Origin of the sequence: Thiogranum longum (assembly GCF_004339085.1) — a bacterium.
GTDB lineage: Bacteria > Pseudomonadota > Gammaproteobacteria > DSM-19610 > DSM-19610 > Thiogranum > Thiogranum longum.
This window is the reverse complement of sequence record NZ_SMFX01000001.1, coordinates 1,411,877-1,425,541: the sequence shown is the minus strand read 5'-3', so window position 1 is coordinate 1,425,541 and position 13,665 is coordinate 1,411,877. Positions and strand designations below refer to the sequence as shown.

At 51.5% G+C, this 13,665-nt stretch carries 14 protein-coding genes; 1 reads left to right on the top strand and 13 read right to left on the bottom strand.

Features of this window, described 5'->3' with window-relative positions:
* From DFR30_RS14290 to DFR30_RS07135, 6 genes are all read right to left on the bottom strand, one after another.
* On the bottom strand, positions 1–1,770 hold a 1,770-nt coding region (locus DFR30_RS14290), incomplete at its 3' end, for a DUF11 domain-containing protein (protein ID WP_165869126.1).
* 464 nt (positions 1,771–2,234) lie between these two features.
* A complete protein-coding gene (locus DFR30_RS07155) occupies positions 2,235–3,029 on the bottom strand; it encodes a CpsD/CapB family tyrosine-protein kinase (protein WP_207891838.1) in 795 nt (264 codons plus the stop codon).
* A gap of 7 nt (positions 3,030–3,036) precedes the next feature.
* Positions 3,037–4,437, bottom strand: a complete 1,401-nt coding sequence (locus DFR30_RS07150; RefSeq protein WP_132972002.1) for a GumC family protein — start codon at positions 4,435–4,437, stop codon at positions 3,037–3,039.
* A 276-nt stretch (positions 4,438–4,713) separates the two neighbouring features.
* Positions 4,714–6,168 (bottom strand): class I adenylate-forming enzyme family protein, encoded by a 1,455-nt coding sequence (locus DFR30_RS07145; protein WP_207891837.1) that lies wholly within the window; start codon positions 6,166–6,168, stop codon positions 4,714–4,716.
* Between the two features lie 20 nt (positions 6,169–6,188).
* Positions 6,189–6,788: a chorismate--pyruvate lyase family protein gene (locus tag DFR30_RS07140; protein WP_207891836.1), complete on the bottom strand. Its 600-nt coding sequence runs from the start codon at positions 6,786–6,788 to the stop codon at positions 6,189–6,191.
* Positions 6,789–6,808: 20 nt separating this feature from the next.
* Entirely contained in the window at positions 6,809–7,054 is a 246-nt protein-coding gene (locus tag DFR30_RS07135; protein WP_132972000.1) for an acyl carrier protein, read from the bottom strand.
* Between the two features lie 148 nt (positions 7,055–7,202).
* On the opposite strand from DFR30_RS07135, the gene DFR30_RS07130 reads away from it, so the two are divergent.
* On the top strand, positions 7,203–8,222 hold the full coding sequence (locus tag DFR30_RS07130) for an LpxL/LpxP family acyltransferase (RefSeq protein WP_132971999.1): 1,020 nt from the start codon (positions 7,203–7,205) through the stop codon (positions 8,220–8,222).
* Here DFR30_RS07130 and DFR30_RS07125 read toward each other — a convergent pair.
* From DFR30_RS07125 to DFR30_RS07100, 7 genes are all read right to left on the bottom strand, one after another.
* A complete protein-coding gene (locus DFR30_RS07125; protein WP_132971998.1) occupies positions 8,219–9,028 on the bottom strand; it encodes a WecB/TagA/CpsF family glycosyltransferase in 810 nt (269 codons plus the stop codon). The two genes, DFR30_RS07130 and DFR30_RS07125, sit on opposite strands and share 4 nt — an antisense overlap.
* Complete coding sequence (locus tag DFR30_RS07120) at positions 9,025–9,906, bottom strand: glycosyltransferase family 2 protein (RefSeq protein WP_132971997.1); 882 nt, start codon at positions 9,904–9,906, stop codon at positions 9,025–9,027. Before DFR30_RS07120 ends, DFR30_RS07125 begins: the two co-directional genes overlap by 4 nt.
* Positions 9,907–10,134: 228 nt before the next feature.
* Positions 10,135–10,869: a class I SAM-dependent methyltransferase gene (locus DFR30_RS14760; RefSeq protein ID WP_132971996.1), complete on the bottom strand. Its 735-nt coding sequence runs from the start codon at positions 10,867–10,869 to the stop codon at positions 10,135–10,137.
* Entirely contained in the window at positions 10,794–11,024 is a 231-nt protein-coding gene (locus DFR30_RS14285) for a hypothetical protein (RefSeq protein ID WP_165869038.1), read from the bottom strand. Before DFR30_RS14285 ends, DFR30_RS14760 begins: the two co-directional genes overlap by 76 nt.
* Positions 11,025–11,296: 272 nt before the next feature.
* Positions 11,297–12,061 (bottom strand): sulfotransferase family 2 domain-containing protein, encoded by a 765-nt coding sequence (locus DFR30_RS07110; protein ID WP_132971995.1) that lies wholly within the window; start codon positions 12,059–12,061, stop codon positions 11,297–11,299.
* 43 nt (positions 12,062–12,104) lie between these two features.
* A complete protein-coding gene (locus tag DFR30_RS07105) occupies positions 12,105–13,064 on the bottom strand; it encodes a sulfotransferase family protein (protein ID WP_243640758.1) in 960 nt (319 codons plus the stop codon).
* Between the two features lie 252 nt (positions 13,065–13,316).
* Positions 13,317–13,658, bottom strand: coding sequence for a polysaccharide lyase family protein (locus DFR30_RS07100; protein ID WP_132971993.1), 342 nt, complete (start codon positions 13,656–13,658; stop codon positions 13,317–13,319).
* Positions 13,659–13,665: the final 7 nt, after the last annotated feature.

Below are 13,665 nucleotides of genomic sequence, written 5' to 3'. Positions count from 1 at the left end.
GTCGCTTAACACCACACCCGTGGCATCCAGCGGACCGTTGTTCGTTGCCGTCACGGTATAGATGATCGTCCCGCCCTCGGACGGGTTGGCGTTATCCACGCCTTTCGTGACAGCAAGGTCCGCATTGGTCGGGCTGCCCTGACTACTTTCAGCGGGTCCCAGACCCCCGTTGATCGTCGACGGATCAAAGGCCACATCCGTCGTCAACACCACCTTGTCCACCACAAAACCCGACTCGCGCATCCACACGTTGACCGTGTGCTCACCTGGCGCGGGTATATTCAGCGTCGACCGCGCCCCGTTCGCCTTCGTGCTGATCCAGATGTAACTCCCTGTCCCGGAACCCCGAAGATTCTTCCCCGAACCAAACTCCTGGCCATCCAGCCCTGCGTGCAATGAATCCGATCCTGTCGAGGGCGCCAGCCCTCGTATCCACAGGTAGTGCGTACCGCTCGCCACGAAATTCACCTGAAAATCCAGCTGCGGACTCAGCGTCGAATAGCTTGATCCATGAGTGACGCCGTCTGCTGGCAACGCCTGCAACGCATCCGTCCCCGCAAAACCCGGGAAACTCCCCCCCGCCGACAACCACGCGTGGCCATCCGATGCCACCACGTTCGCAGAATTGTTCTCCGCCTCCATCGACACGACACCACCGGCACCACTGTCCTGCTGGAAGGCACCGCTACCGCCACCCGGGATAAATACTGTCAGGCTCACACTGGCACTGTCATTGCCCGCGACCGGATCCGGTTCGTTCAACGCGCTTACACTCGCCGTGTTGGTAAGCGTGCTGCCAGCAGTACCGGTATTCACCGTCGCTGTGATATTCAGCGTGGCCAGGTTGCCATTGGGCAAACTGCCTACGCTCCACGCACCCGTGCCGCTGTCGTAGGCACCACCACTGTCATCACTGACGTATGCCAGCCCGGCGGGTAATATATCGCTTAACACCACACCCGTGGCATCCAGCGGACCGTTGTTCGTTGCCGTCACGGTATAGGTGATCGTCCCGCCCTCGGCCGGGTTGCTGTTATCCACGCCTTTCGTGACAGCAAGGTCCGCACTGGTCGGGCTGCCCTGACTGCTTTCAGCGGGTCCCAGACCTCCGTTGATCGTCGACGGATCAAAGGCCACATCCGTCGTCAACACCACCTTGTCCACCACAAAACCCGACTCGCGCATCCACACGTTGACCGTGTGCTCACCTGGCGCGGGTATATTCAGCGTCGACCGCGCCCCGTTCGCCTTCGTGCTGATCCAGATGTAACTCCCTAGCCCGGAACCCCGAAGATTCTTCCCCGAACCAAACTCCTGGCCATCCAGCCCTGCGTGCAATGAATCCGATCCTGTCGAGGGCGCCAGCCCTCGTATCCACAGGTAGTGCGTACCGCTCGCCACGAAATTCACCTGAAAATCCAGCTGCGGACTCAGCGTCGAATAGCTTGATCCATGAGTGACGCCGTCTGCTGGCAACGCCTGCAACGCATCCGTCCCCGCAAAACCCGGGAAACTCCCCCCCGCCGACAACCACGCGTGGCCATCCGATGCCACCACGTTCGCAGAATTGTTCTCCGCCTCCATCGACACGACACCACCGGCACCACTGTCCTGCTGGAAGGCAGCAATGGCCGTGCCCGGATTGAATGCAAAAAGCAAAAGGATTGGGATTGTGACAGCCGAGATGGAACGTGCTGCATGAACCAGAAAATACAGGGCGGTGATTAAGCGCGTCTGCAAACAGTGGCGGTAGGTGTCAATTGTCGGCATAAGTAATATCAACCTCACAATTCGAGTTCACAGAACGACCCCTGAAGTGCATGGCTGGGTTACACGAGATACGATAAGACTATAGAGTGCACATAGTGTGCCACACGTTATTTTCTTCGCATCATCAAAGCGTTACAACCAATCCATATAGATTTATGACCCAACACGGGCTAGAAATGTAAAACATTTCGACAGCCTTCATGGGGCTAACACCCACAGATTGTATATATATAACGATAAGTTATGTATTCTATCATGTCGTTTACCAGCAAATATACAGTGCATTACTGTAAATTAACCCGACAGACTGCTGATTCCGAACTGAACCCGCATAGTCCCTTAACAGTCCTTTGACATTATAGTGTAGTTGCTTGAGACGAATCTGGTAGTAGCAGCGGCTTCTGCGCTTACCGGAATATAACGGGATAGAGAAAAGGAAGGTATGACGGATTAATCAGAGGTGCCTAGTAGCCATAATTCGAAAATTCGTTTTTTACCGAAGAACGATTCAATACAGCACCAACCACGTTCTTGTTTTCTAATAAACTAACCGTTTTGTTCAAATCATCTGTCGTCGTTTTCCCTTCCTGGGTCACGAGTAGTGTCGCATCAACAAGACCTGAAAACGCGAGCACATCATCCCCTACCAGCACCGGGGGCAAATCAAATATTATGATTCTTGATTGGTACCGGTTTTTTAGTTCGTCGACCATCCTCTCCATTCCCGTCGACGATAAAATTTCTGAGCTATTGTTCCGTGCTTCTTTCTCAGGCAGGAGCAACAACCGGTTAATGCCTGGATTGACAAACACCTCTTCAAGCTTGACCTTTCCCGCAAGATAATCACCGAGGCCATATTTCGCCTGAAAACCAAACCGCTCGGAAATGCTTGGCTTTCTGAAATCCAGGTCAACCAGCAACACAGTGTAATCCAGCTTCATGGCCATACTGATAGCAAGATTGATTGCGGTCAGGGTCTTCCCTTCATCCGGACCCGGACTGGTAATCCCCAGGGTTACCCATCCATTCTGCTGCATCAGCTGCAATATACGGGTTCGCAATAACTTATAGGCATTAACGACGACCTTATCGCTCTCCGGGGTAAGAATGTGGTTTTTTTGCAGGTGCTTGTTATCCAGTTTGACAACCTGGCTCTGTGTATAGGCAATTTCACCTGTCATCTCCGGCTTTGAGTCAACCAGTCCGTACGACGGGTGAGCACGATCCAGCATAGCAACGGCGTCTTTTATGTAATCCATACTCATCTTAACCTGCTATTTCCGGAATAATAGCGATGGGAGGCGCATTGAAGACCGCCGCAAGGTCTTTGGGTCCATAAATACGGTGGTCCAAATACTCTGCCAACCCGGCTACACCTACCCCAACGCCGATTGCAAAGGTGAAACCCAGCAATATTATGGCTGGTATATTTGGCTTACTGGGACTGGTAGGGTAACTGGCTGCTGCAACGAGCGTAAAGCGGCCCGCCTTCTGCGACCGCTCAAGTTCCTCGGCAAGCTGCGCACTCGCCAGTTTTTCCATGATTTCACGGTAGCTGCTTATATCATGGGTCAGGTTACGATTCAGTGCCAGGTATTCTCGCTCCACCTCCGGAGACCTGGCGAGACGTGACTGGTACTCTGCGATTTTTTGATTCAGATCGGCACGCTGCGAGCGAATTGCACTGATCTCGCCACCGACTTGCTGCAGTTCCGACTGCAGCGCAAGGTATGCCGGATCACTGCTCGCATAACCATAGTCGGAAGAACTGCCTCCCTGATTGACTTCGGCTTCCAGCGCTTCTACTGCTTGCTTCAAACGTATGACTTCGGGATATATCTCAGAATATTTTTCACGCGCTGCAGCCAGCTCATCACGTGCTTTCACAAGTTCTGCGGACGCCCCAAAACCGGTCAAGCGGGCTTTCAGGAATGCGTAACGAGACTCCAGTGGAGCCATTTTGGCGTCAAGCTGCTCAAGTTGCTGCTGCGCAGTTTGCAGAAATCTTGAAGTGGCTTCGAAAGACTCTGGCAAGGAACCCGCATTCTTCGCCTTGAAAGCTGCCGTCCTGGCCTCGAGATCTGAAATCTGATCCTGTAAACGTTGCGCCTCATCTTTTAAAAACGATGAGGCTTGCTGCGCACTCTGCGTTCGGCTGCTGCGATCCTCCGTGATATAGCGTTGAGCAAGTTCTGACGCAACCGCCTGGGCAAGTTCGGGGGATTCGTTACCGAAAGAAACGGTAAATGCAATCGTTGGGGTAATGGCTCTACCATTTTTTGGATCAACAGCCTCGGAAGTCACCATGTCCAGGCCGATATTCTCACGCATCTTTTTAATGACAGCCTGCTGGTTTTCGATCGTTCTCTCGCCAGGATATAAATCTATCTTTTCAGCAATCGCCCACAAGTTATCATTTGTCATAACCCGGTTGCGAATCATCTGGATACGCTCGGAGGCAAATCCGGTCACGGTTGAAGCCACCAGATTTTCGGGTATCTCCGGCTCCTCGATCAATATCGTCGCGGTGGAGACAAAAACGGGGGTCAGGCTGTATGCGAGAGCAATACTTGATAACAGAATAATTGCCGCAGGTATCCCAAAGTGCAATTTACGTCTGCGTAAAATCGCCCACAGGTCTTCAAATATCAATGGGTTTCCCGACATTCTTATATCACTCCAGGATAAACATTAAATACATATCTGATCTGCAAAACATAGTCTGGAACCGCTTCAAATCAGGATGCCTTAAAATAGTCTAAAGACACTACCCCATAACTTCAAGCTATATCACCCCACAGGAGCTATTATTGTAAATATCTACGACAGAGGCAAGAAGCCAGCGAGTTTTGACGTGATATTTTAAATCAGATGTCAGGATAATTGGTGTAAATTAATCCGACTATTTTGGCTTTATGCACCCGCCCTACCTACTTCGGGTTTTCAGGCCACATCTTCCTGTAAATATTTACGTAGAATCTTGCCGAGCGGGCTGCGCGGGATTTCTGCACGGAATTCAATGACGCGCGGAACCTTGAAGTCGGCAAGCTTACCGTTACACCATTCCCTGATCTGTTCAGCCGTGCACTCCTGGCCTTCGTTCCTGACAATGGCTGCCTTGATGATTTCCTGGCCATACTGACCCTGGAGGCCTACTACCACGACTTCATTGACAGCGGGATGCCGGGCGATCACCTCTTCCACCTGGCCGGGATCAACTTTATTGCCACCAGCGTTGATAAACAGCTTTTTGCGTCCTGTGATGTAAATATTGCCATTCTCATCCTTGTGGCCGACATCACCCGACCAGAAACAGCCATCCCGAAACGTTTCCTGGTTAACTTCGTCAAGATTGGCGTAGCCATGGGTCAACGCCTGGCTGCAAATAACCAGTTCACCACTTTCACCTGCACTAACCGGCTCGCCGTTCTCGCCAACAATCCTGACTTCGACATTGCGCATGGGGGTTCCAATCGAGGACCAGCATTCGCCATCAGTGGAGCCAGTATTTATCGCCACCGAGCCCGACTCGGTTGAACCGTAAAGCTGGCGAACAGGTACGGAGAATTTTCCCCTGAAGTTGTCAAAGGTCTCCCTGGCCAGTGGAGCACCGGCGGAGAAGGCCAACCGCAGCCTGGGCAAGGGCATTCCCTGGATGGAAGGTGAATCAGCCAGGATACTGAACATGAAAGGAACGCCCGGAAAAACAGTGATGCCTTTATCTGCAAGCGTGTTCAGGGCGGACTTTCGCTTGAACGCAGGCAATACCACCATGGTCGCGCCGGTACGTGCAGCGGCCAACAGACAGTTACCAAAACCATGCGCATGGAACAGGGGCACGACAGTGAGAATACGGTCCGATGAACTGATATTAACGGTAGCGGTGAAATTGTTGGCTTCGTGTACGAGCTGCTCCTGGGAACGGATCACGCGTTTTGGCGTACCCGTGGAACCGGACGAGTACTGGTATAAAACCGGACCCTTCAAAGGTTGACGTTGTTCGCCTGCAGTGGGTTCAGCGCTTACCGGGATCTCAGTGATGACCTGACAGTCACGGCTTTCATCGATCAGGTCATTGTGTGAATCCAGAATGTCAGTCGTCGTCACCAGGGTGCGGGCCCGACTGTCCTGCAGGTAAAATTGAAGCTCTTTATCCTGGAACGCCGTATTCAGCGGGACAGCAATCGCACCCAGTTTGGCGATAGCAAATACCCCTGTCGCAAACTCCGGGCCGTTCGGCAAAAGCAGAATGACGGCATCTCCGGACCTGACCCCCGATTCAGCAAGTGTTGCAGAAAACCTGTCAACAGCGTGCCGGAAATCCTGGAAGGAGAGCGTATTCTCGCCCCACTCCATAAACGTGTTGGAGGGCAAGCGTTGCACTGTGTCTGCGAGCATTTGGTAGAGCATGATTTCGTTCAGTCAGTTTGTTGAAAAGCGGCTTCGGGAAACTTTTCGGTTATCAGCATAATCGGTTGGCGATTTGCAAATACGCGGTAGGTTCGGGAAACCAGCATCGCATCATCCGGTATATCGAAATACTCACTGAGCTCGCGGGCTTCTTCAAGTTTGCAGGTAAGTATTTCCCTGAATGATTCCATACGATTTTGCATAATCAGCTGCCCGATCGGTTTCTGCGTTTCCATCAAACTCTCGCGTATGTTGTCGGGCAGACGTTCCGGCACCAGGATCGATTCTGCATAAATATAGTTCTTATGACTGTATTTACCCCGTAACAAAACCTTGCGCACCATGATCCGGGTGCCTGGACCAATATCCAGAAAAGGAATGGCGGTCTCCGCATCGGTTATATCCTGGAAAAGCTTGACGATATGGATGGCCTCCCAGAGCTGGGCCTCCAGTATCTCGGTGACAGTGCCATCGGTGGTTAGCAGGATACGCTGGAATGAGGAGAGTTTGCGTGGATCTACGGAACTTTGGCGTAGCGAATCCTGCAGGTCGATGCGCAGCATGCCAAGTTCGGTTTTTTCGGTAGGCTTGTTTTCGTCCATGTCCATTTTTTCGATACTTTAATAATTCAGGATTTTAGCTGTTTTAACGCAAATTTCGAGATGCTTGCAACACTTTTGAAGTGTTCCGGAGTATCCAGTTCTTCCTCATCGACAGCAACACCAAATTCTTTTTCCAACCCAACAATCAGCTCAAGTAAAGCCATTGAATCAAGGCGAAGATCGTCCTCGTAGTTTTCAGGATTTACAGAAATCTGAAGCTGTTGCTCCATGATATTCTTGACCCGTTCCTGGGCTTCTTCCAGGCTTGTCATGTTACCTCCAGATATTTGAGCCGGAAAAACTCAATGATTGTGCAGCACTCGGCTGCGTATAGATAGTAAGCATAAACGTCCCTTTTCATAAAAACCAGAGCTGGTTTCGGGTGGCCCGCAGTCGCCCTTTAAGGTAGGGTACGCCAGGATGAGCTCGAAAAAACAGGCTGGTCGACAGCGCCCCGCATTTTTGGTGAGACTTCTACGCGCATTAACAAGACGAACCCGGGCCGACAGGCTCTGGCAACGCATTGTCTCACGGGTACCCTATGGCGCAGGCTCACGCACCTTGGCCTGGTTCTGGAAGCTGCGTCCGATCCAGAAGCTTTTTTTCCAACAGCAACTGAAGGCGCTCGAACAGATCCTGCCACTGTCGGAAAAACCGGTCGATCCGCGCTCAACCGGCGCACGTTATCTCGCCTGCAGCTATGGCATTTACTGGCGACTCTTTGCACTGTCCAGATGTTCCGATCCGGAGTTCCACCGATGGGTCAGGTTCAGCGGAATGGAACAACTGCAGCCTTTGTGCGAGGCCGGCAAGGGACTGATTATTATCAGCAGTCATATCGGGCTGTCACGGAGTATTCCCTTACTGCTGCTTCGGCAGGGCTATGACCTGCACTCGGTCGAGGCCGCAAATGTTCTGGAAAAAATCGGCGCCAAAGGCGCTGACCGACTCAAGGTAATCGAAGTGGGCGGCGGCGCATCGTTTCTGCTGCGCCAGACATACCAGGCCAGACGGGTATTGATGGGCGGTGGAATATTGCACATGGTACCGGACGGCTTAAAAGGCAGCAGCGGCATAGAGGTGCCCTTCCATGGGCGGATACGGAATCTTGCTACCGGTTTCGCCGAACTTGCCGTCAGCACAGGTGCCGCTGTCGTACCGGTTATCGCCAATATGGATGTTAATGGACGAATACATGTCGCGTTTTCAGCGCCCCTCGATACAGGCTCCGAAGCGCTTGAACGCCAGGAACGGATTGAGGGACTTATCAGCCAATATGCGAGTTATCTCGAGGCGCGCTGGTCCGATGATCCGGGCAGCGTGAGAATGCATCATGTTGAGCACTATCTCGGGTTGCCGGTAGCCACCTCACAACCTTTAACTGACAGTGCCGACATATCTAACGCAGACGAAAGTTCAATAGAGCCTGCCAAAAATTAGCGGCTACCCGCACTCGTAAAGCGTGTAACTAGACTGCGTGCGAACAGTCGGAATGTGAACGGTAGATTATTAAAAAGATAGCGCTTCACGAGTCGTTCGGGTTCCTGCAGCATTCGGTGCACCCACTCCAGCCCCAGTCGCTGCACCCACCTGGGCGCCCGGGAGACATGCCCGGCTACAAAGCTCAAGCTAACCCCTACACCGATCCACCAGGTAGCTGGCAGGCTCGATCGCAACGCAGCAATCAAGCGCTCCTGCTTGGGTGAACCAATTGCAACATAAACAATATCGGGACTGGCGGCCTGGAGTGTTTTACGTATTGCTTCCACTTCATCCTCGGTCGGCTGCTCTGATACGGTCGGACTGCAAGTTGCTGCGATAACCAGATTCGGGAAACGTTCCAATAGCTGTTTCGCAGCACCTTCAGCTGCACCTGGCGCACCACCAAGCAAGCAGATACTACGTCCCTTTTCTGCTGCATGCTCAGCCAGCGTCCACACCAGATCGGAACCTGCAATGCGTTCTGGCAGGGGATCTCCTAACAGTCGGCTCGCCCAAACCAAAGGGGTACCATCTGCCACAATAACTTCTGCATGGCTGTAGAGATCAACAATATCCGGAGTCGATACGTAGCGCTGCAGATGGTCGATGTTGGCCGTTATGATCCAGCCTCCCTGGCCGCGACTTAAGCTTTCAAATACGTGATCAACCAGCTGAGTGGCTGAAATACAAGCCAGCGGTAACCCTTGCAGCGTAACTGTTTTAATTATACCCACTGGCGATAAGGTAGAATGCTCTGTACTCATGCAGGTTTACGCCCGAGCAACAGCGCTTTAAGACGGGCATGCTGCCAACGATGCAGTTCACGGCGAAAACGCATGTCTTCATAACGGCGTTCACCACGTAACGCAGCCATTAAATAACCGGCAATAATCAGCAGTCCGCCAAGGATGTATGGCTTCTCCCTCATCCGGAATACCCCGCTGGCTACCGTGTAGGACAGGCAAGAACCCATGAACCACTGACCGCTTCCCCAGCGCAAGCGCCCATGGTAGACACTACGGTGTGACGAGCCCATGAGGCGCAGGTGCATAATCTTCAGGTCTGGATCGTGGATACTGGCGGTATGGTAACCCTCCATACGGGCACGGTGAAAGTCGATTCCGTCCCACATCACATCACGGACAAAACCGTTAATACGTTCAAATGCCTCACGACGATAGAATTTAAACTGCCCGGCCACCATCTCATCGATCATGTATTCTTCCACCAGCTTCCCATTCTCGGGGCGGAACACCTTGCCACTGGCTGCAGCGAGATCAGGATCACGGTCAAAATACTCAAGTAACCGTTCAATGTAACGTGGGGGAAATTCTAGGTCCACGTCCATTTTTGCAACGAAGTCATAATCGATGTCTACCGCCGCCAGGCCATCGTAAAATGCATCGATAACACCACCACCCACTTTACGAGTACCGCGATCCTCTCGCCGAACAACCCGCAGCCAGGGAAGTCGTTGCGCGGCTTCCTGTAGAATCCCCGGCGTACGATCGCTCGAGCCATCGTCAACAACAACCCACAAATCCGGCAAACGAGTTTGTGCAGACAGGCTGGCAATGGTACGTTCCAGCGTCGTCTCCTCGTCACGGCAGGGGGAAATGATAACTATACGTTTATTATTCATGCGGGATCAGCATTCATACTGCATCTTTAGGTCCTAGACTCAGCTTTCTTGCGCCAGTGAGACAGGCAGTATTATGCTGATTTGGCTAGCGCCAAACAAGGAAAGCGAGTCATAGTGACATATTACGGGACAGGGGTATTGTCCAGACCGACCGGATTTCCATGCTTTGACCCGGTTAGCACAGCATATTCTTTGCAATCAAACTGGCATTAAAAACTGTTGCAAGGTCTAGTGCCAGACACTCCCGAGCTGACTACCGGAAGATTCTGCAGGGCGCGTTGTTGTAGTCCAGACTGTGGACAGATTCGGAGATATCATGTATGCGTTAGAGCCGAGGAATTTACCAGCCCACTTCACGAATACTCTCTTAGCACCAGACGGCATTGTACGATATCGTCCCGGTGTATCCCGGCCATATGGCAGATAGTGAGGGTAGAACCCGTCAAATTCATCTATAGACGAAAATGTCTGGTATGAAGCATTGGAGTGAAATTTTCTCCTCAGTGGCCCGAGATGCCAGGGTGCCAGAAAATAATTACCCTGCTCTTTATCCAGCCGCCCAAATGCTTTTGCATAGTGTTGGAGAAGACGGCTTGGAAGCCAGTGGGCAAAAGGCAGTCGCGTATCATGTGCAATCACCGGAAACAGCTTGTTAGGTGTGGTCAATAACACCATTTGACGTGCCACACGGGCTATATTTTCTATGCACGCGCAAACATTATGCCCTCCCACATGCTCCAGAGTCTCTATGCTGCAAAAAACATCAACACTGTTATCCAGCAGCCTGACATTCTCCAGTAGTGCGTTTTCGAAACAACAGCGGTCATAGAGCCCGAGAATTCCGGCAATTTCCTTTGCAGCAATGATACGTTGCCTGTCAGGTTCAATCAGAATTGCCTGTTTTCCTCCGTACAGAAGATACGCAAAACTGAGCCAACCAAGACCAGCCGCACAATCCGCCATGGTTGCTTCAGAAATATCGATGTTTTTTTCATGGGCTCGACATAGCGATAACGCATATAATCCAGTGTCCCGGCCAGATTCAGGTCAGCAAACCCTCCATCCCGTAGATATGGAATTCTGGCAATAGCTTCTGCCTGCTTTTCAGTCATATTCACAGCCGCCCTCCTTTCTTGTAATGATATACAGAGGCAGCCCTGCTCGCTTACAGGGCTGGAAATTACCCGGTGAAAAAACTTTCTGATTTAATGGTGAAATATAGTTACAAATGCAGCTATGGCAAGTCGATAAGCGGAAAGACATGGTAACTCCTTGTCGCGCTTAACCTTACAATGCGGCAAAGGTGCTGCGAGCTGGGTACAACTTACCGGTTGTATGCCGGAGATGACATTTTGGCAGGTTAAAAATAAACGAAATTACTGCTCAACGGCTAAACCCCTTGATGCGCCATGGAGCGCAGCTTGGCCAGTTGCGGGCGAAGGTATTTCCAGTAAGTGCCCTTCAGGTTATTTACCAGTCTAAACTCCAGCTGATTCCACCAGGATACGTTCACTTCGCCCCACTCTTCCGGGAATGCATAACCCCACTTCTTCATATAGGGCCCGAACACCCACTTGGCACGCGCTATGGTCTCGGGCGTATAGTATGACAAATAGTCGTTCGCCTTCCCCCCTGTGCGGTTTCGCTCGGGCAACGGTCGCCTGGGTTCAATGCCAATCAGAGTCAGTGCCTCAGAGAAGTCCTCCTGCAGACGTTCAAAGTGGATCAGGAAGTCGAAACTGGTATGTGATAACTCACTCCATCGACTGTAGGGAAACCGGTAAAACTTCAAAAAGAAATCTGCGAATTCTGCATTACCACGCTCAATGAATCGTACACGTCTTCGGTCACGTATACGCTCCAGCAGGTTACGGCTCTGAACCTTGAGTTTTTCAGGATCCCGATAGAGCTTGCGCGGATCCTGTGCATACTTGGCGTATACACTGACTACGTCGTCGAGTGGGTTTCGGATACCCGAAAATGAAAAATATTCACGCTGTTCAGGCGTCGCATCCCTGAGAAACTCTTCGTAGGTAGCATGCTTGTAAAGTATAGGGATCCCGTCATATTGCTCACGCAACTCGTTGGCAATTGCCGTGGAGCCGGTACGCGGTAGTTCGATAAATACGTATTTATGCTTATCGCTTATAATCATTTTGCTTCCTGAGACACATTATAATATGCCTGTAGCAATGATATCAGTTAGCCAGCCAGCCCGACAAATCCCTGTTGAGCAAGTCACCCAGTTGAGTGATATCTTCACGGTAGAAATCCTCAAGGCGGGCACGTGCACGGGCATCCATCTCTGGAACCGACTTGTCCGAGTACATGAGCGACTTCAGCTGTTGTTTTAATGCACCAGGGACAATTCGCTTTACAGCACTGATGGCGCCGGACTGCGTCAATATGTAATTGAGATATTTCAACCGTGGCACACCAGCGGCATTGTGTTTACGGGAAAGATCCATGGAAACCTGCTCATCGATGCCGAGGAACCGGCACAATGCAGACATCGTTTCACCGGGGTTAGCCCGGTAATCGTCATAGACAATTATGTGTACATGCTCGGCGGGGAAATGCTCCTGGTATCGCTTCACCTGCTCACTGTATAGCCCAAGGTCCAGATATAGCCGGCTTACGCCCCAACCCTTGTTTACCAGCTGGTAATCTGCCTCAACCTCGCGAATAAAATCAGTATCGAGCGTCTTACCCAGACGCAGATTCATAAGATAGTGTGAAAAGGCCCGCTCAACAGGATTGCGCAGAATCGCTACAACACGCGCTTCCGGGAACGCCTCTGATATTCGCGCGGCCGCTGAAGGGCAATACAGATAGGAAGTACTTGCCTCACCTATTGCCTTCTCGTCACGAACACCGTGGAATAGCCGGATATAGTCTTCCCGGTGCTCGACATTGGCAATATGTACATGCTTTTCCATAGTGCCCGAGAGATAGCGAGGCAGGTTTAGCCTGGTATCCTGTCGATACTCGTGGTTAAAGAGCTCGGGACGCATATCAGCCTGGGAGAAATAGTTGGTTTCCTTGATAGGTGACATGTACACCTGGGGGTGCTGTGAAATATATGCGTGTAGCGAGGTCGTACCCCCTTTTGCAGCGCCGACTATAAAAAAATTTGGGTGTGGATTCTCCGAATACATTTGCTGCTCATTATTAATTGTTAACCAGCTGTTGCCAGGTAATGAATGATCATTCCTGTATGGCTCCAGGCTCATATGGCGGGCGCACACCAGCCACAAGCTGTATATAGTATTGTTATCAGGCGCTGGCTGCCAGTGTAGCGTGGAAATACAGCAGAAATTGCGAGTTGAGCGCAGACCTGTTGTCAGGAGCCGGCCTTAATCCGGAAAAAGTCCTGGCGGCAGGCCTGCGCGGTGGTATGGGGCGCCTGCTTACATCCAGCTAGGCGGCTGTGGTGGCGCGGAAACAGTCTCTGTACTGCCTGGTGACACGAGATCAAAACCATTAGCAACATCCGAGGTACGAATATTGTCAAATAAAAGCGTGTATTTCACATCACGGGGCTGTGTACCCCAATATATGCCATTCTTGAACTTTATATTACCGCCGTCGCCATGCGCGACGTAATTAATTGCTGTAGATCCGACAAAATTCACAACCTTGACCCTGTTCTTCCAGATACTTAAAACGCCATCGTTTTTCCAGGAACGCTCACGATAAATAACCCAGTCAGTCCAGACACCCCTATCGTTCGGGAATTTGGCATGAGTCATTTCGTTT